This is a genomic window from Pseudomonas sp. BF-RE-22, assembly GCF_019956155.1.
Lineage (GTDB): Bacteria > Pseudomonadota > Gammaproteobacteria > Pseudomonadales > Pseudomonadaceae > Aquipseudomonas > Aquipseudomonas migulae.
Genome location: NZ_JAHBDD010000066.1, coordinates 24,665 through 43,149, shown reverse-complemented (window position 1 = coordinate 43,149; position 18,485 = coordinate 24,665). Strand labels below are relative to the sequence as shown.

Below are 18,485 nucleotides of genomic sequence, written 5' to 3'. Positions count from 1 at the left end.
TAACCTCCCGGCAGGCACCGACTTTAAAGGTATAAGAATCTGAATTTAAATACCGTTAAAGCATATTGATATCACGCAAAAAACTATCCGGTGAATTTGCCGAGAAGGGGGAAGACGACTATTTTCCTTTTCGCTGTAGGAAGGATCTTTTTTTCGGAATAGCCCTCCAAGGACGCACAGCTTTTGGCCAGACTCCCGGCCGATCCATCACAAGGAAGAGAACATGGCTGACGTAAAAGTACCGCAACGGCTTGATCCGCAAGACATCGTGAAGCTGCTGGTGGCGTTGCGCAGGGCGTTGAAGGCCAGGGCGGCCTAAGCCTCCGGAGCACGCCTATCCCCTGTAGGAGCGAGGCTTGCCCGCGAAGGCGTCCTTCCAGAAAATCCGTGTCGTCTGGTTCGCGAGCAAGCTTCGCTCCTACAAGAGTGCGGTGTGTCCGTGATCTGTAGGAGCGAGGCTTGCCCGCGAAGGCGTCCGGCCTGATACACCGCGTTGTCTGATTCGCCAGCAAGCCGGCTCCTACAAGAGGCTCGTTCCTACATTTGGAATGTGCAGGCGCAATAAAAAACGCCGACGCTATTGCTAGCCGTCGGCGTTCGAAACCTTGAAGGGGTTTGATGCTGCGTCCAATCAGAACGCCGGCAGTACGGCGCCGCTGTATTTCTTGGCGATGAAGGCTTTCACTTCCGGGCTGGTCAACGCCTTGGCCAGTTTCTGGATGGCTACGCTGTCCTTGTTGTCTGGACGAGCCACCAGGAAGTTCACGTAAGGCGAATCAGCACCTTCGATCACCAGCGCATCTTTAGCCGGGTTCAGACCCGCTTCCAGCGCGTAGTTGGTGTTGATCAGGTCCAGGTCAACCTGGTCCAGTACGCGCGGCAACATGGCCGATTCCAGTTCCTTGAACTTGAAGTTGTGCGGGTTCTTGGCGATGTCTTTCGGAGTAGCCAAAGCGTTTTTCGGGTCTTTCAACTCGATCAGGCCAGCCTTCTGCAACAGCAGCAGAGCACGACCGCTGTTGCTGCCTTCGTTCGGCAGAGCGATGGTCGCGCCGTTTGGCAGGTCAGCCAGTTTTTTGTACTTCTTCGAGTAGCCACCGAACGGTTCAACGTGAACGCCGATCACGGTCACCAGGTTGGTGCCTTTGCCTTCGTTGAAGTTTTTCAGGTACGGCAGGGTCTGGAAGTAGTTGGCGTCCAGACGCTTCTGGTCAACTTGTACGTTTGGCTGAACGTAGTCGGTGAACACTTTGATTTCCAGGTCCACGCCTTCTTTGGCGAGGGTTGGCTTGATCAGCTCCAGAATCTCGGCGTGTGGGACCGGGGTCGCCGCAATTACCAGTTTCTCGCCGGCCTGGGCCAGGCCCGCGGTCAGGGCAGCCGCCAATGCGGTGAACAACAGAACCTTTTTCATGCAGTGTCCTTATCGAAAATCACGGTCGTCATCGACGACGGCTTGTTTAGTACGAGTGCCAGTGAAGTGCTATCGCTGGCGTGAAGCGGACAATACCGGGATTTTTTATTCCCGAACAATATCTTTTATTCACTTTCATATTCCATTTTGTTCATACAGCTCTAACTCACGTGTTGGCTGCATTTCGCCGCACCCACCTGTAGGAGCGAGGCTTGCCCGCGAAGGCGTCCTTCCAGAAAATCCGTGTCGTCTGGTTCGCGAGCAAGCTTCGCTCCTACAAGAGCTCGGTGTGTTCGCGATCTGTAGGAGCGAGGCTTGCCCGCGAAGGCGTCCGGCCTGATACACCGCGTTGTCTGGATCGCCAGCAAGCCGGCTCCTACAAGAGTGCGGTGTTTTTGAGGAGTTGTTTGAGGGCGGCTTGTTCGGTGGCAGTGCCTTTGGTGAGGATGTGCCGGAGCTGCTGCTCGATCTGCGTCAGCGGCGCTGGTGCTTCGGGCAGGTTCAAATGTTCGGGCAGGATCTCGTCGCCAGTGCTGACCAGCAATGCAAAGTGGATGACGTTTTCCAGCTCCCGGGTGTTGCCCGGCCAGCTGTGCTGTTCCAGCAACTGCTGCGCAGCTTCGCTGATCAGCGGCACCGGCAGGTCCAGGCGCTGGCTGTAGATGCCCAGGAAGTACTCGGACAACGACAGGATATCGCCCACCCGCTCACGCAACGCCGGCAGTTCCAGCTGACCTTCGCTGAGGTAGTGATAAAGCCGCTCATGGAATTTCCCGGCAGCCACGGCTTGCGCCAGATCAATGCTGGTCGCGGCCACGAGACGCACATCCACCGGGCTCGGTTGATGCGCGCCGACGCGGGTAACTTCGTGGTTTTCCAGTGCGGCGAGCAACTTGATCTGGATCGGCAGCGGCAAGTCGCCGATTTCATCCAGGTACAGCGTGCCGCCATTGGCCGAACCGAACCAGCCAGCACGACTGCTCGCCGAACCGGTGTAACTGCCAGCGGCATAACCGAACAATTCGGCGTCGGCGTAGGTCGGGCTGATAGCGCCGCAATTGACCGACACGAACAACCCACCACGATCACTGGCGCGATGGATGTGCCGCGCCAGCAGTTCTTTACCACTACCGGTTTCGCCACGGATCAACACGGAGATCGAACGCGGGGCCAGTTGCTCCAGCTCGGCGCGCAATTGACGCGAGCGCGGATCGACGAACACCAGCGCCTTGGCGCGGATGCTCAGCGGACTTTTTTCTGCATCGGGAAAGGTCAGCAGCGGCTGACCGAAGGCTTCAAAACTCATGGCAGACTCCCGCCCAAAACCGCCGGGAGACGGGGGGCGATGTTAAAAAAAGAAAAGGTTCAAGCGCGGCGCAGGGCGTGATGTTCCATGCGGTTTTGCAGGCGATACAGATAAGCAAAACCCTGCTCCCAGCGCTGATGACCGGACTTCACGTTGATGTGCCCGGCACCCGACAGTATTCCTGCCTCGGCGCCCCAGTTACGTGCCAGTTCCAGCGCACGCGGTGCGCTGACAGCAGCGTCGTTGTCGGAGCTGACCACCTGGCTCGGGAACGGCAAAAGGCTCGTCGGAATCGGCGCGAAGTTGCGCAAGGCTGGCGCGCAGGCCGGGCGCTCGACGTCTGCCGGTGCAACCAGTAAGGCACCGCGCACCTGGCGCAAAAAATTCAGCGGGGCAGTGGCCGCCCAATGCGCGACCGTGATGCAACCCAGGCTATGGGCAATCAAAATCACCGGCGTGCTGTCAGCGGCAATCGCCTCGGCCAATGCCGCCACCCAGTCTTCACGACGGGGCGTCAGCCAATCGGCCTGCTCCACCCGCGCGCTGTTCGGCAAGCTGTTCTGCCAGTGGCTTTGCCAATGATCTTCTGGCGATCCTTGCCAGCCCGGCACAATCAGATAGCGAATTGATTCGTTGCGCATGGGGGAACTCTCCTGCTGCGTGTCTGTTCCTGATCGAGTATAGGGAGGAGAGTTATATTCGTTAAGGAATAAGAAGCTATTTATTAAGACCCATAAAGAATATGAGAGGCGCACGACCTGTAGGAGCCGGCTTGCTGGCGATAGCGGTATGTCAGACAACATTTTCGTTGGCTGGAAGGACGCGATCGCCAGCAAGCCGGCTCCTACAGGACCGTGGGTTTTCTCGAGGCATAAAAAAGGGGCCGCACCCTGCCAAGGAGACGGCCCCGGAAAATCGAAAATCGGTCAGCGTGCGGTAATCACCGACAACTTGGTAATCCCTGCCCGCTCAATCGACGCCATGGCTCGCGCCACTTCGCCGTAATTCACCCCGTCGTCCGCCTGTAATTGCACACGCACTTCGGGATCCTTGGCCTTCGCCGACTTGAGGCTGAACTCCAGCAAGTCCGGCTGAATCTCGTCCTTGTTGATAAACAGTTTTCCGGCACCGTCGATGCTCACGACCAGCGGGTCCTTCTGCTCCACCGGCGCCACGGCCTCGGTCTTGGGCAGGTTGATCGGGATCGCGTTGGTCAGCAGCGGCGCGGTGACGATAAACACCACCAGCAGCACCAGCATCACATCCACCAGCGGTGTCACGTTGATCTCGCTCAGCACCTCATCGCTGTCTTGCGTGGAGAAAGCCATCTCAGGACGCCTCCTTCACTTTCTGTGCGCTGCCCGATGCAGCGGTTTTATGCGCCGTCGGATGAATCAGCACACGGAACGAACTCTTCTGCGCCAGGCTGTAGAAGTCATGGGCGAAGTCATCCAGGTCCGCCGCCGTCAGTTTCAGACGACGCAAAAAGTAGTTGTAAACCAGCACCGCCGGTACCGCGACGGCGATCCCCACACCGGTCGCCACCAGCGCCGCGCCAATCGGCCCGGCCACGGTTTCCAGGCTGGCGGAGCCCGCTGCGCTGATTCCTTTCAACGCCTCCATGATTCCCCACACAGTGCCAAACAAACCAATGAACGGCGATGTACTGCCAATACTTGCGACCACCGCCAAACCTGTTTCCAGCGAGCGGCGCTCACGCACGATCTGCTGACGCAAGGCGCGCTCAAGACGATCCTGATGGTTGATCGCCTGGCTCAAATCCGCCGCTTGTGGCGCCTCCCCTACCTGTATTGCCGCATAGCCGGCCTGGGCCACTCGGGCCGCCGCGCCGGGCTGGGTCTCGGCCAGCTCCGCCGCCGAATCAAGGCTCGACGCCGCCCAGAACTGCTTATGAAACTTTCGGTCCTGCACCTTGAGACGGCCGAACTGCACGCCTTTGAGCAACGCCAGGCCCCAAGTGGCAACGGAAAAAACCACCAGCAGCCAGATCACCGCGCTTTCGATGGATTCAAGTGGAGATGCCAGTAACGTCATGATGAGTTCCTCGTGTAAACGTTTCGCGCGAATTTGGTTGCGGTTTAATGAAGCTTGAAATCGATGGGCACGCTGACCCAGCCGTCCTGGGCGACCTCACCCTGCTTGGCCGGCACGAAACTCCAACGTTTCACGGCATTGATCGCCGCCTCGTCGAGGGAGTCGCGACCACTGCCTTTCTGGATCTGAATCTCGCCAGGCTTGCCGTTGGCCAACACATGCACCCGCAATAACACCGTGCCTTCCCAACCGCGACGCACAGCTTGCGACGGGTATTCCGGCGCCGGGTTTTTCAGGTACGCGGCATTGGCCGAGGCAGGCGTCACCGGCGCGGGCGCCGGTGGTGCAGGTGGCGCCGAGGCCGCGACAGGGGCTGCCGGTTGTGGCGGCGCGGGTGGTTGCGGGGCGACTTTTTGCACCGGTTTCGGTACGGGCTTGGCGACCGGTTTTGGCTTGGGAATCGGTTTCGGTGGCGGCGGCTTCACGGCCAGCTCGTCTTCCACCGGCGGCGGTGGCTCGACCACGGGTTGCACCGGCTGCGGCGGTGGCGGCTCGACCACGGGCGGCGCCGGACGCGAGAATTCAATCGTCATCGGCGGAATTTCCGGCGGCACGATCGGCAATGCCTTGGTCGGCTGCTGATTGACCCAATAGATGACTGCGCCATGCACCAGCAGCGCCAGCACACCGAGCAGAATCGTTTCCCGGCGACTCAGAATGCCCTTGGGCGCACGCTGCAAACGCAGCTGCCCCAAGGGCACTCGGTGCACCCGGCCGAGGTCGACCAACTCGCCACCCGGCGCCTGGCGCCACAGCACCTCGTGTGCGCTGGCGGCGGTCTGGACATTGCCCATTGCTTAACTCCCTGCGGTCTCTTTGCGGATAACCGAAACGTCGTGCCAGACATCCCCCGACGACGTATCGATGGGTGAATCATTGAGGCAGACGCTTATCTCAGAAAGTAATCTTTAAAGTTATGCATAGACCAAAAACGAATATAAAAGACCACCCATCGACTCCAGGCCTTGCCCGACAAGGGCTGCGGGCAACAGGCGGAAATCACATGCTTTTAAGGCATCGAAAATATTCACCAAAGGCATGATTTCGAGACCATTTTCACGGCCACGAGGCCTTGGCGCCGGCAATCGGGCGGCAGGGACAACGCTCTATTGATATTCTTTTATCATCTAATAGTTATTTGATTGCTTCGTTGACGGAATAAGCGATTACCTTTAAAAAACCTCAACCACGCTCGTCGCACATGCCATCGAGGTCGTTTCAGGATGCCGGGAAAAACCTATGGATCTTCGTCAGCTGCGTTACTTCATTGCCCTCACCGAACACCGAAGTTTCGTACGGGCAGCCGACGCCATGGGCATCACTCAGCCGGCATTCAGTCGTAGCATTCAAGGGCTTGAACAGGAATTCGGCTGCGCACTGGTGGACCGTGGCAACAAGGACTTGCGCCCCACGCCGGAAGGTCAGGTGGTGCTGCAACATGCGCTGACGCTGGTACAGGGCGCCGCACTGCTCAACGCCGAAGTCACGCAAATGACCAAGCTCGACGCCGGTGAACTGCGGTTCGGCTGCGGCCCGGCACCGGCGGTAAAACTGGTGCCGGATGCGGTGGCGCAATTCATCGGTGCCCACCCGAAAATACGCACCTGTTTTCAGGTGGATAACTGGGAAAAACTCAGCCGCGCCCTGAGCCGTGAAGAGATCGAATTTTTCATCGCCGACATCCGCCATTTCGAAGCGGATCCGAACTTTCAGACCCGAGCGTTGACACCCAAACGCGGTGTGTTTTTCTGCCGTCCGGGGCATCCGTTGCTGGCCAAGGAAAGCCTGTCGACCAACGACATGTTCGATTACCCGTTGGCGACCACGCAGATCCCGCCGGGTATTCGCAAACTGCTGGCGAACCTCAGCGGCCGGATCGATTTTTCACCGACCATCGAGACCGAGCATTTTCCTGCGCTGGCCAGGATCGTGCTGCAATCGAACGCCATCGGAGTGGGAACAGAGGAAGCGTTTGTCGAGGACATCGCCGACGGTTCGCTGGTGCTGCTGCACTGGCGAAACCTGCCGCCGCACATCGAGAGCATGAGCGTGCGGTGCGGGATTGTCAGCCGCACGGGGTTCCGGTTGTCACCGGCTGCGCGGGCGATGATCGAGACGTTGGTGGCGGTGGATAAGCAGGATGTCAGCGTCGCGGTTTGAACAGAACGACCGCTTTCGCCGGCAAGCCACCCCCCTGTAGGAGCTGGCTTGCCAGCGAAGAGGCCCTCAGACGCGCACACCCTCCACCGTTTGCCCCTGCACTTCTTCCTTGCGAACAAACCGGTTCGCCCGCCCGAACGTCCCGAAATCGTTAAACCGCACGCCCATCTCGCGCATCACCTTGTGCGCCACCGGCACGGTCAACTGGCGGATGTAAAACGGTTCCTTCACCACAAAGTGATGGATCCCGTGGCTGCTGCCGAAGTTGAAGCAAAACGCCTGCAACGGCCACATCCACCACGGGTTCAGTACCTGGGTTTGCTGGATCACGTTCCCCGGCTCCACATCGCCGTAGTAATGCATGTTCGAGCTGACAAAGTGCAGGCAAAAAGTGCGCAACACGTTCGGGCCGATGATCACCACTGCCGCGATATCGATCACCTGCATCACCGAGAGCGTGGTCGCCGACCATTCAATCGGTGCTCCCAGCAGATGGGCGACGCCGTTAGCGGCGTGGAAGCCGAGAAACACGTACCACGCGCCCCAATGCACCAGCGCGAGCGGCGCATAGACCTTCAACGCACGCTTGATGATGCTGAACTTGTGGGTCCAGGTCTTGGCCCGCAGCATGCGGATGAACGCCGACATCACGTTGTCGCCGACCATCAACAGCCGCGCCAAACCCCAAGGCTCACCGTTGGTGATCGCCCGCTCCTCCATGTCGGCTTCAGTGCCGGACACTTTGTGGTGATTGAGGTGCAGATGCCGGCGAATCCACGGGTTGATCGTGCTCGGCCGCGCCAGCCACACCAGGCCCATCATCAGGTTGTGCGGCACGCGTTGTTTACGGAAGTACATGCTATGAATCAGGTCGTGCTCCAGCTCGTGGGTCAGCGACGCAAAGAACGCGTTGAGCAGCAGACATGCCCACCAGGCCATGTATCCGCTGATGTACAGCGCTGCCGAACCGATCATTCCCGCCAAAGCAAAGGCCAGAATGCCCGCGCCCAAGGCGTCCTGATGGTTGAGAATCGGGTAGCGTTTACGCAGTTCGACGCCTTTGGCCAACACCACTTCGCGAATATGCGCAGATCGCTGAGCTGCATTCAGTCGCTGGGGACTTGCAGAAGTACCGTCCATGCTTCCATCCTCTGGTTATTGATGTTCGCATCCTGCCGTGTGAACCTTCACAAGGCGGTAGCCCTGGACGCCAACCTGTTGACCGGAAGCGCCAATCAGCATGACTGAACCGACCTCCCTCGCCAGCTGGACCCGCGCCCTGCGCAAGCAACTCGATGCGCTGGGCCTCGACAGCACCGCGCTGTGCCACCAGGCGGGGCTCGACCCGCAATTGATGGACGACCCGAACGCCCGTTACCCGTTGTCGGGCACTACGCGGCTGTGGGAAATCGCGGTGCAGGTCAGCGGCGATCCGGCGATCGGCTTGCGGGTGTCGCGCTTCGTCAGCCCGACCACCTTTCACGCACTCGGCTATGCGCTGGTGGCCAGCGGCAGTTTGCGCGAAGTGTTCGAGCGCATCGTGCGTTATCACCAGGTGGTCAGCGATGCCTTGGATCTTGAACTGAGCCGCACCGAGGATCGCTATCGCTTCCGCCTGAAAATCCCGCCAGGCAACCCGGCGCCAGCGTTCGAAGCCATCGACGCTTTCACCGCGATTTACGTGCGCACCTGCCGCAACCGACTGGGCCGCGACTACGCGCCGCTCGCGGTGTACCTGCGTCGCCCGGAACCGGCCGACGCGCATCAATGGCACAAAGTCTTCCGCTCACCGGTGCACTTTTCGGCCGACGAAGACCGGCTGGAGTTTGCGCTGGTGGACTTCGACAGTCACTTGGACGACGCCAACCCGGAACTGGCCGAACACAACGAAACCGTGCTCAAACGCACACTGGCGCAACTCAAACCCCTGACCTGGGAGCGCAAGGTCCGCGACGCCATTGAAGAGCAACTGCCCGAAGGCGAGCCCAGCGCCGAACACATCGCCAAGGCCTTGCACCTGAGCTTGCGCAGCCTGCAACGGCATTTGGCAGATGAGGGTTGCAGGTTCGATACGCTGCTCAATGAAAGCCGCGAAAACCTCGCGCTGCTGCACCTGCGCGACCCGCAATGTTCGTTGAGCGAGATCAGTTATTTGTTGGGGTTTGCGGATACGAGCAGTTTCAGCCGCGCGTTCAAGCGCTGGACAGGGATGACGCCGGGGCAGTTTCGGGATGGGTTGCGGTGATGTGAATTTGTGCTGCCTGTTTCGGCCTCTTCGCGGGCAAGCCTCGCTCCTACAAGTTAGGGCTTGGGCCGGGCATTTTTGATCGACCCGTTACCTGTAGGAGCGAGGCTTGCCCGCGAAGGCGTCCGTCAATTCACCACATCCCCATCAACGATTACGCCGCACCAACTTGCGCACCCGCGCCACCAACTCGCTCACGGCAAACGGTTTGAGCAGATAATCGTCCTCATGCAGCTCCAACCCGCGCAGGCGATCTTCAATTCCATCCTTGGTGGTGAGAAACAGCACCGGCGTCTCGCCGAGCTTGCGGATCTGTTGCTGCAATTGCCAGCCGTTCAACCCCGGTAGCATGACGTCAAGAATGATCAGCTCGTATTCACCGGTCTCGATGAAGCGACGGCCGTCCATGCCGTTGAGCGCCACATCCACCGAGTAACTCGCTTCGCTCAGGCCGTTGGCCAGGAGTTTGGCGGTCTCCGGCTCGTCTTCCACTAACAGCACACGCATGGCACACCTCGATTGTCGTCGTCACAGGCTAGGCGCCTTCGCGGACAAAGCCCACCTTTACTGTGACCGGCGGGTTGGGTTTGTGGTTTGGGGTACATATCCGTTTCTGCGGTGAGGGCGGCTATTGGTTTCGCCCTTACGGCGAGTCACTTTGGAAAAGCCCCAAAGTAACCAAAGGGCTCTTGCCCCTTTCGTTCGGTGCCTCGCCTAGGCTCGGCATACCCTCGCTCCGGTCCTGCTCCGTGGGCCCGCCGCCATCGGCCATCCATGGCCGGGGGCGGCTAACCCGGCATCCATGCCGGGTTGCCCACTGCGCAGAACCTCCACTCGGCCTCTCGAGGGGGCGCTCAGATCAAAAGCGGAAGGCGAGCTAACGCTCGGCCTAATGAGTGGTGAAAGGCAAAAGCGTATACCGATCCCTGTAGGAGCCGGCTTGCCGGCGAAAAACGTCTAGGCGACGCGTTCATTCAGACAGCCCGCGTTATCGTTGGCGTCCATCGCCAGCAAGCTGGCTCCTACGGGGGAAATGCATATGCGATTGGATAAATACGATCAACTGTAGGAGCCGGCTTGCTGCGGGCGGCGTTCCGACGATAGCGGTGGGTCAGTCGACACATCTATCGCCTGAAAGGACGCCATCGCCAGCAAGCCGGCTCCTACAGGGGAATGTGCAAAAATCCAAAATTAGTGCGGCCACCACAGTGCGGGAGAGTGCGCACGACCGTAGAGCCAGGTCGGCTTTCAGGCCGCCTCGGCGGCTGTGGCGGTGGTCGCCCCCTCGAGAGGCTGAGTGGAGGTTCTGCGCAGTGGGCAACCCGGCATGGATGCCGGGTTAGCCGCGCACGGCCAAGGATGGCCGATCGCGGCGGGCCCACGGAGCAGGACCGGAGCGAGGGCATGCCGAGCATTAGCGAGCCACCGAACGAAAGGGGCAAGAGCCTTTTGGTTACTTTGGGGCTTTTCCAAAGTGACTCGCCGTAAGGGCGAAACCACCAGCCGCCATAACAAAACTAACGGATATCCCCCCAATCGCCGGCCAGCTTTAAAAAATCGCCAACGCCCGCAACCGCTCAGCATCCAGAATCTCAATCTCACCGTACTTCAAATTCAAAATCCCCTGCCCCTGCAATTCCTTGAGCAGCTGATTGGTGGTCTGGCGTGACAGCGACAGCATTGAAGCCAGCTGTTCCTGCGGCAATTGCAGCACACGCCGCGGCGGGGCGATTTCGCCGTAACCGTCGGCGATCATCAGCAAGCGATGCGCCAACCGTGCAGGCGCCGGCATCAGGCTCAACTGTTCGAGGTTGATGAAGGTCAGGCGCAGTTTCTGGCTCATCAGCAACGCCAGTTGCCGCCAGTACACCGGTTGCTCATCCAGCAAGGTCAGCAACGCGGCTTGCGGGATGTGCAACAGGATGCACTGGCCGACGCCGAACGCATCGTGGGTGCGCGGCTGGCCGTCGAACAGGCAGATTTCGCCAAACCAGTGCGGTGACTCCACCAGACTCAACAACGCTTCCTTGCCCTGTTCGCTGACAGCGCCGATTCGAACGGAACCTTCGAGCACCGCGTACAAACCGCACGGCGGATCGCCGCGCTTGAACAGCCGCTGCCCCGACGCCAGGCGCCGCACCTTGGCGCTGGCCAACAGACTATTCTGTAAAGGAACAGGTAGATGACTGAACCACTGCCCCGTTTCCAGGCGCGAACGCCAAACCTGCATGTCCATGAAAACTCCTGGAGATTGTCGCCTGGCTGACAGAGCGAGCGGTGAACCCGGGGCATGATCAATCACCCTACAGGAGGAATAACAATGAAAAGCCTCGTTGACCATCTCAGTCAATACGCCGCCTACCACCGTGATCCGCGCAATATTGCCAGCCACTTTATCGGTATTCCGCTGATCGTGGTCGCTGTCGCGGTGCTGCTGTCGCGGCCGCAATGGGTCGCAGGCTGGCTTTCGCCGGCGGTGCTGGTCTCGCTGGCATCGGCGTGGTTCTACCTGCGCCTGGAACTGCGTTTAGGCGTGCTGATGACGGTGCTGCTCGGTCTGTGCGTTTGGGCGGGTCATGTGCTGGCACAGCAAAGCACGCTGGTGTGGCTGGCGAGCGGCGTCGGGATGTTTGTGATCGGCTGGGCGATTCAGTTTGTCGGGCATCATTACGAAGGACGCAAACCGGCGTTTGTCGATGATGTGACGGGGTTGATTGTCGGGCCGTTGTTTGTGGTGGTTGAGTTGGCGTTTTTGCTGGGGATGCGACGGGATTTGAAAGAGCAGATCGAGGCGCGGGTTGGGGGTGTTCGGGTCAATCCGAAGCGCGCTGCTGCGTAGGGCGCCTTCGCGGGCAAGCCTCGCTCCTACAGGGTTCTGGGTCGATCACATAATTTGTGTACAACCCCAACCACTGTGGGAGCGGGCTTGCCCGCGATGTTTTTTGCTTTAGATGTTGGCGACTTTCTGCCAGACCTTTGGCTTGAAGAACAAGGTTTCGCCCTTCGCCAACCCGATCAGGCTGTCGTGATCCTTCACCACTTCCGCTTCGATCAAATCACTCTGCCCTTCGACCTTCAACGTCACCCGGGTCGTCGCGCCCAATGGACGGATATCGCGCACTTCGGCCGCGTGATGATCCTCCAGCTCATGCCGCGACAGCGACACTTCATGCGGACGGAACAGCACGTGTTTGTCTTCGCCCAGATGCAGACGGTTCGAATCGCCGAGGAAGTGATAAACGAAATCGCTGGCCGGGTTTTCGTAGACGTCGCCCGGTGAGCCGATCTGCTCGATCACCCCTTTGTTCATCACCACGATACGGTCGGCCACTTCCATCGCCTCTTCCTGGTCGTGGGTCACGAACACGGAAGTCAGGTTGATGTCTTCGTGCAGCCGTGCCAGCCAGCGACGCAGCTCCTTGCGGACCTTGGCGTCGAGGGCCCCGAACGGTTCGTCGAGCAGCAGCACTTTCGGCTCAACCGCCAAGGCACGAGCCAGCGCGATACGTTGACGCTGGCCGCCGGAGAGTTGTTCCGGGTAGCGATCCGACAACCAGTCCAGTTGCACCATGTTCAGCAATTCGTGGACCTTCACCGCGATCTGGCTTTCAGTCGGGCGCTGGTTTTTCGGTTTCATGCGCAGGCCGAACGCGACGTTGTCGAACACCGTCATGTGGCGGAACAACGCATAGTGCTGGAACACGAACCCGACGTTGCGATCACGCACGTCGTGGCCGGAAACGTCTTCACCGTGGAACACGATGTTGCCCTGATCCGGGGTTTCCAGACCGGCGATGATCCGCAGCAGCGTGGTCTTGCCGCAACCCGACGGGCCGAGCAGCGCCACGAGTTCGCCGCTTTGAATGTCCAGGCTGATGTCATTGAGGGCCTTGAACGCATTGAAATTCTTGCTGACGTTACGCACTTCGATCGACATGAATTATTCCTCCGCGGCGCTGGCGCGCAGGCGGTTAATACGGTTTTCGCTCCACTGCTTGAGCAGCAGGATGAAGAGCGCCAGGATCAGCAACAGGCTCGCCACAGCGAACGCGGCCACGTGGTTGTATTCGTTGTAGAGGATCTCGACGTGCAGCGGCAAGGTGTTGGTCACCCCGCGAATGTGCCCGGAAACCACCGACACCGCCCCGAATTCACCCATCGCCCGCGCGGTACACAGCACCACGCCGTAGATCAGGCCCCATTTGATATTGGGCACGGTGACGTGCCAGAACATCTGCCAGCCATTGGCGCCCAGCAGGCGCGCGGCTTCTTCTTCCTGCGTGCCTTGTTCCTGCATCAGCGGGATCAGTTCACGCGCCACGAACGGCACGGTGACGAAAATCGTCGCCAGCACGATGCCCGGCAAGGCAAAGACGATCTGGATATCGTGATCCTGCAACCACGGGCCGAACAGCCCCTGCGCGCCGAACATCAGCACGTAGACCAGACCGGCGATAACCGGCGATACCGAGAACGGCAGGTCGATCAGGGTCACCAGAATGCTTTTACCGCGGAACGAGTATTTGCTCACGCACCACGCGGCGCTGACGCCGAACACGAGGTTCAGCGGGACCGAAATCAACACGGCGATGACCGTGAGTTTCAGCGCCGACAGCGCGTCGGGTTCAAGGATCGCGGTGAAGAACGAACCCAGACCATTCTTCAAACCCTGGGACACCACGATCACGAGCGGCAGCAACAGGAAAAGGGCAAACACCAGCCAGCCGAGGCCGATCAGGATTCGCCGTGACGTGGCACTGCCACGGCGGGCAGCGTTCGAGGAAGCAGCAGCAATAGATGATTGGGACATTTCTGCGCCTCCTTATGGGGTTTCAATACGGCGTTGCAGCAAGTTGATCAGCAGCAACAGGACGAAGGAAACCACCAGCATCAGTACACCAATGGAGGTGGCGCCGGTGTAATCGTACTGGTCGAGCTTGACCATGATCAGCAGCGGCAGAATTTCTGTTTTCATCGGCATGTTGCCGGCGATGAAAATCACCGAACCATACTCGCCGACCCCGCGGGCAAAGGCCAACGCGAAACCGGTCAACCAGGCAGGCAGCAGCGCGGGCACCAGGATATGGCGGAAAACCTGCAGTGGTTTTGCACCGAGGCAAGCCGCCGCTTCTTCCACTTCACGCGGGATATCGGCCAATACTGGCTGTACCGTACGTACTACGAATGGAAGCGTTACAAAAGTCAGCGCCAGCGTGATGCCGAGGGGGGTATACGCGATCTTGAAACCCAGGTCCGCAGCAAACTGACCCACCCACCCATTCGGCGCGTACAGCGCAGTCAGCGCGATACCGGCCACGGCAGTAGGCAATGCGAAGGGCAGATCGATCATCGCATCGATGACCTTGCGACCCGGGAAGGTATAGCGCACCAACACCCAGGCCAGCAGCGTGCCGATGATGCCGTTGATGATCGCGGCGTACAGCGCGGTGCCGAAACTCAGCTTCAACGCCGCCAGCACGCGGGGCGCCGAGATGATCGCCCAGAACTGATCCCAGGTGAGTTGAGCGGCATGCACGAACATCGCCGCCAGTGGTATGAGCACAATCAGGCTGAGGTACACCAAGGTGTAGCCCAGCGTCAGCCCGAAGCCGGGTATGACGGGGGAGATACGACGCGACATAAAAGTCCTTGGTTGAGAACGCACAAAGCCCCGAACGTATATCCGGGGCTCGTTTATGGCTTATTGCAGATTACTGCGCCGAGTAAATCTGGTCGAACACGCCACCGTCATTAAAGAATTTCGGTTGCGCGGTTTTCCAGCCGCCGAAGTCTTTGTCGATGGTTACCAGCTCCAGTTTCGGGAACTGCTGGGCGTACTTGGCGGAGACTTCCTTGTCACGTGGACGATAGAAGTTTTTCGCGGCAATTTCCTGACCGGCCGGGCTGTACAGGTGCTTGAGGTACGCTTCGGCGATCTGCTCGTTGCCTTTCTTCTCGGCGTTTTTGTCGACGACCGCCACTGGAGGCTCGGCCAGGATCGACAGCGAAGGCACGACGATCTCGAACTTGTCGGCGCCGCCGTCTTCTTTCAGCGCCAGGAAGGCTTCGTTTTCCCAAGCCAACAACACGTCGCCCTGACCGTTGTTGACGAAAGTGATGGTCGAACCGCGAGCACCGGTGTCCAGCACAGGTACGTGCTTGAACAGGGTTTGTACGTATTCCTTGGCCTTGGCTTCGTTGCCACCGTTGGCTTTCAGGCCATAGGCCCAGGCCGCGAGGAAGTTCCAGCGTGCGCCGCCGGAGGTTTTCGGGTTCGGAGTGATGACCGACACGTCGTTCTTGATCAGGTCGCCCCAGTCCTTGATGCCTTTAGGGTTGCCTTTACGCACCAGGAACACGATGGTCGAAGTGTACGGCGTGCTCGCTTCCGGCAGACGCGTCTGCCAGTCCGCCGGCAGGGTCTTGCCGAGTTTGGCGATTTCGTCGATGTCACCGGCCAGGGCCAGGGTCACTACGTCGGCACGCAGACCGTCGATCACCGCACGACCCTGCTTGCCCGAGCCACCGTGGGACTGCTGGATTTTCACGGTGTCGCCAGCATGGTCTTTCTGCCAGTACTTGACGAACTCGGCGTTGTAATCCTGATACAGCTCACGAGTCGGGTCGTACGACACGTTGAGCAGCTCATAATCCTTGGCAACCGCAGAACCAGCAAAAAGGGCACTGGCCAGTGCGGCCAAAGCAAAATGACGAATCGACGACATGGTGAAAGCTCCTGGAATTCTTGGTGTGTTGGCTTTTTTTATGAAGTGCTGGAATCGGTTGCCGGTTGCTTAGCTCGACTTGGTGCTCGGGTTCTGCAAACGGAATTTCTCTTTACGCTCGATCTGGACCACTTGAGCGTTGTGTACGGTAATTTCCACGGCGCCAAATCGCAGATCGCGCAGGGCGCTCTGGATCTCACGCAAGATGGTGGCTTCGTCTTGACCGTCAACGCTACGTAGGGATGCGCTCATGGTGCTGCTCCTTCAACTGAGAGGTTGCCTGGCAGTGGGCGGCACTGCTTGCGGCGTGAGGCCAATAGTAGATAGGTGCGGATATTCTTAAAAAGACTATTTAAGAATGTTTATATAACCAAAAGAAATTATTTGCCGGGACGAGGGTTTACGTCTGCGCGACGGATCAAGGATCCAAAAATCAGCCCCTACACGATCCTTGTAGGAGCATGGCTTGCCAGCGAAGAGGCCCTTGAAACTCACCTAAATATCGAGACCGCCTTCGCTGGCAAGCCATGCTCCTACAGAGGTCTGCGTGTGGCGGAAGTTTTGTGTGGTCAATGGATCTCGGGGGCGTGCATCCAGTCCAGTTGCCCCGCCGGCACCGGTCGGCCGAACCAGTAGCCCTGGCCAAGATCGCAACCCTGCTCCAGCAGGAAACCCGCCTGCTCGACCTGCTCGATCCCTTCGGCATGCACCTGCATGCCCATGCTTTGCGCCAAAGCGATGATCACGCGCACGATGGCCGCGTCGTCATCATCCCAGGGCAATCCGGCGACGAAGCCCTGATCGATCTTGAGTTTCTGCACCGGCAAACGCTTGAGTCGCAACAGTGACGAATAGCCGGTGCCGAAATCATCGATGGCCAGCCGCACGCCAAGCTCGCGCAAACGATGCATCTGCTCCAGAGCCACTTCCGGGTCATCCATCACCGCACTCTCGGTGACTTCCAGCTCCAGATACGCGGGATCCAGCCCGGTGTCGCGCAGCACCTGCGCCACCTGCTGATACAGCTCACGGCGCGCGAACAAGCGCGATGAAACATTCACCGCGACAAACGACAACTCCACCCCGGCCTGCTGCCAGTGGCACATCTGCCGGCAAGCCTGCTGCATGACCCAGGCGTCGATCTCGGCGATCAATCCGGTGCGCTCGGCGATGGGGATGAATTCCGCCGGCGACACCAACCCCCGCTGCGGGTGCTCCCAGCGCACCAGCGCCTCGACACCGACCAGGCGACGAGTCTTGAGGTCGTGAACCGGCTGGTAATACACGCGCAATTCCTGCTGTTCCAGCGCACGGCGCAATTCGGATGCCGTCTCGACCCGCTGTTGCGCATGGGCGGTCAATTCTTCGGTGTAGAGCGCGTAACCGTCGCGACCAGCGCTTTTGGCCTTGAACAAGGCCGAGTCGGCGTTGCGCAGCAGCTGTTCAGCGCTCAAGGCATCGCCGGGGAACAGGCTGATGCCGATGCTGGCGTTGATAAACAGCCGATGACCGTCAATGTGAAACGGCTCCTTGAGACCGTCGACGATCCGCTGGGCCAGTGCTGCGGCATGCACCAGCTGTGGACAACTTTCAGCCAATACGGCGAACTCATCGCCGCCCAGCCGCGCCAGCGTGATGCCCGGGCCGAACATGGCCTTCAAGCGTTCGGCCACGGCCTTGAGCAATTGGTCACCGACCGTGTGCCCGAGGCTGTCGTTGATCATCTTGAAATGATCCAGATCGATCATCAGCAACGCACAGCCGCGCTTTTGGATTTGCGCCGACGCCAATGCCTGCTCGGCACGGTCGGTGAACAGCAGGCGGTTGGGCAGATCGGTCAGTGGATCGTGATGCGCCAGGTACTTGAGTTCGTGCTCGGAATCCTTGATCGCGCTGATGTCGGAAAACACCGCGACGTAGTGGCTGAGCTTGCCGTGGTCGTCATGAATCAGGCGGATCGTCTGCCATTGCGGGTAGATCCCGCCGTTTTTGCGACGGTTCCAGATCTCGCCGCTCCACTCGCCGCAACGGTTGAGCGTGGCGAACATCGTCTGGTAGAAACTCGCCGGGTGGTGGCCGGACTTGAACAGGCTGGGTTGCTGGCCCAACACTTCTTCGCACTGGTAGCCGGTGATTTCCATGAAGGCGCGGTTCACATGGACGATGACCCCATTACGGTCGGTGACCAGCACGCCTTCGCGGGTGCAATCGAACACGGCGGCGGCCTGACGCAAGCGCTCCCGGTCTTCATTGCGCTCACGCAATTTGGCGCCGATCCCCAGGCAACGGAACAATCGCGCCCGGGCGAGGAAGATCAGCCCGGCGCTGAGCACCACCCAGACGTAACCGTTGATCAGTTGCCATCGCAGTAACTCATCGGAGCTATCGAAGAAACTGTTCAATAAATAACCACTGAGCTCCAGCCAGACGACGGAAAGCAGCAGGTAAAGCAGCGATGCACGCATGGCATCGCGATAGGTGGCAGACATTCGGCCGTCCATGTCCCTACAAAAGGGTTGG

Annotated in this window: 18 protein-coding genes; 3 read left to right on the top strand and 15 right to left on the bottom strand. The window is 59.5% G+C overall.

Going from position 1 to position 18,485, the window contains the following annotated elements:
• Positions 1 to 631 precede the first annotated feature (631 nt).
• The 6 genes from KGA82_RS24675 to KGA82_RS24650 all read right to left on the bottom strand — a co-directional run bounded on the left by KGA82_RS24675 (position 632) and on the right by KGA82_RS24650 (position 5,629).
• A complete protein-coding gene (locus KGA82_RS24675) occupies positions 632 to 1,414 on the bottom strand; it encodes a MetQ/NlpA family ABC transporter substrate-binding protein (protein ID WP_008040224.1) in 783 nt (260 codons plus the stop codon).
• A gap of 376 nt (positions 1,415 to 1,790) precedes the next feature.
• On the bottom strand, positions 1,791 to 2,720 hold the full coding sequence (locus tag KGA82_RS24670; RefSeq protein WP_192226693.1) for a sigma 54-interacting transcriptional regulator: 930 nt from the start codon (positions 2,718 to 2,720) through the stop codon (positions 1,791 to 1,793).
• A gap of 59 nt (positions 2,721 to 2,779) precedes the next feature.
• Positions 2,780 to 3,361 (bottom strand): alpha/beta hydrolase, encoded by a 582-nt coding sequence (locus KGA82_RS24665; protein ID WP_192226691.1) that lies wholly within the window; start codon positions 3,359 to 3,361, stop codon positions 2,780 to 2,782.
• 285 nt (positions 3,362 to 3,646) lie between these two features.
• A complete protein-coding gene (locus KGA82_RS24660; protein ID WP_213942056.1) occupies positions 3,647 to 4,048 on the bottom strand; it encodes an ExbD/TolR family protein in 402 nt (133 codons plus the stop codon).
• Position 4,049: 1 nt separating this feature from the next.
• Positions 4,050 to 4,775: a MotA/TolQ/ExbB proton channel family protein gene (locus KGA82_RS24655; protein WP_008045247.1), complete on the bottom strand. Its 726-nt coding sequence runs from the start codon at positions 4,773 to 4,775 to the stop codon at positions 4,050 to 4,052.
• Between the two features lie 44 nt (positions 4,776 to 4,819).
• Positions 4,820 to 5,629, bottom strand: coding sequence for an energy transducer TonB (locus tag KGA82_RS24650; RefSeq protein ID WP_223452763.1), 810 nt, complete (start codon positions 5,627 to 5,629; stop codon positions 4,820 to 4,822).
• A gap of 445 nt (positions 5,630 to 6,074) precedes the next feature.
• On the opposite strand from KGA82_RS24650, the gene KGA82_RS24645 reads away from it, so the two are divergent.
• Positions 6,075 to 6,995, top strand: a complete 921-nt coding sequence (locus KGA82_RS24645; RefSeq protein ID WP_223452761.1) for a LysR family transcriptional regulator — start codon at positions 6,075 to 6,077, stop codon at positions 6,993 to 6,995.
• Between the two features lie 66 nt (positions 6,996 to 7,061).
• Here KGA82_RS24645 and KGA82_RS24640 read toward each other — a convergent pair whose 3' ends face one another.
• Positions 7,062 to 8,135 carry a fatty acid desaturase gene (locus KGA82_RS24640; protein WP_223452759.1) on the bottom strand — a complete coding sequence of 358 codons (1,074 nt, stop codon included), beginning with the start codon at positions 8,133 to 8,135 and terminating at the stop codon, positions 7,062 to 7,064.
• Positions 8,136 to 8,235: 100 nt separating this feature from the next.
• On the opposite strand from KGA82_RS24640, the gene KGA82_RS24635 reads away from it, so the two are divergent.
• Entirely contained in the window at positions 8,236 to 9,240 is a 1,005-nt protein-coding gene (locus KGA82_RS24635) for an AraC family transcriptional regulator (protein ID WP_008034389.1), read from the top strand.
• A gap of 147 nt (positions 9,241 to 9,387) precedes the next feature.
• On the opposite strand, the gene KGA82_RS24630 is transcribed toward KGA82_RS24635, so the two are convergent.
• Positions 9,388 to 9,747: a response regulator gene (locus KGA82_RS24630; protein ID WP_192226685.1), complete on the bottom strand. Its 360-nt coding sequence runs from the start codon at positions 9,745 to 9,747 to the stop codon at positions 9,388 to 9,390.
• Positions 9,748 to 10,789: 1,042 nt separating this feature from the next.
• Positions 10,790 to 11,476: a Crp/Fnr family transcriptional regulator gene (locus KGA82_RS24625; protein WP_223452757.1), complete on the bottom strand. Its 687-nt coding sequence runs from the start codon at positions 11,474 to 11,476 to the stop codon at positions 10,790 to 10,792.
• Positions 11,477 to 11,560: 84 nt separating this feature from the next.
• Between KGA82_RS24625 and KGA82_RS24620 the strand changes: the two genes are divergently transcribed.
• Positions 11,561 to 12,079, top strand: a complete 519-nt coding sequence (locus KGA82_RS24620; protein WP_223452752.1) for a DUF962 domain-containing protein — start codon at positions 11,561 to 11,563, stop codon at positions 12,077 to 12,079.
• Between the two features lie 108 nt (positions 12,080 to 12,187).
• Here KGA82_RS24620 and KGA82_RS24615 read toward each other — a convergent pair whose 3' ends face one another.
• The 6 genes from KGA82_RS24615 to dibA all read right to left on the bottom strand — a co-directional run bounded on the left by KGA82_RS24615 (position 12,188) and on the right by dibA (position 18,454).
• The gene (locus KGA82_RS24615) at positions 12,188 to 13,177 is read right to left on the bottom strand and encodes a sulfate/molybdate ABC transporter ATP-binding protein (protein ID WP_008034095.1); all 990 of its coding nucleotides are present in this window, start codon (positions 13,175 to 13,177) and stop codon (positions 12,188 to 12,190) included.
• Between the two features lie 3 nt (positions 13,178 to 13,180).
• Positions 13,181 to 14,050 (bottom strand): sulfate ABC transporter permease subunit CysW, encoded by an 870-nt coding sequence (cysW, locus tag KGA82_RS24610; RefSeq protein ID WP_008034093.1) that lies wholly within the window; start codon positions 14,048 to 14,050, stop codon positions 13,181 to 13,183.
• A 12-nt stretch (positions 14,051 to 14,062) separates the two neighbouring features.
• Positions 14,063 to 14,881 (bottom strand): sulfate ABC transporter permease subunit CysT, encoded by an 819-nt coding sequence (gene cysT, locus KGA82_RS24605; protein WP_007899634.1) that lies wholly within the window; start codon positions 14,879 to 14,881, stop codon positions 14,063 to 14,065.
• 70 nt (positions 14,882 to 14,951) lie between these two features.
• Positions 14,952 to 15,965 (bottom strand): sulfate ABC transporter substrate-binding protein, encoded by a 1,014-nt coding sequence (locus tag KGA82_RS24600; RefSeq protein WP_207285565.1) that lies wholly within the window; start codon positions 15,963 to 15,965, stop codon positions 14,952 to 14,954.
• 69 nt (positions 15,966 to 16,034) lie between these two features.
• Positions 16,035 to 16,217, bottom strand: a complete 183-nt coding sequence (gene oscA, locus KGA82_RS24595) for a sulfur starvation response protein OscA (protein ID WP_008034086.1) — start codon at positions 16,215 to 16,217, stop codon at positions 16,035 to 16,037.
• 317 nt (positions 16,218 to 16,534) lie between these two features.
• Positions 16,535 to 18,454, bottom strand: a complete 1,920-nt coding sequence (dibA, locus tag KGA82_RS24590) for a phosphodiesterase DibA (RefSeq protein ID WP_223452749.1) — start codon at positions 18,452 to 18,454, stop codon at positions 16,535 to 16,537.
• Between the last annotated feature and the right edge of the window lie 31 nt (positions 18,455 to 18,485).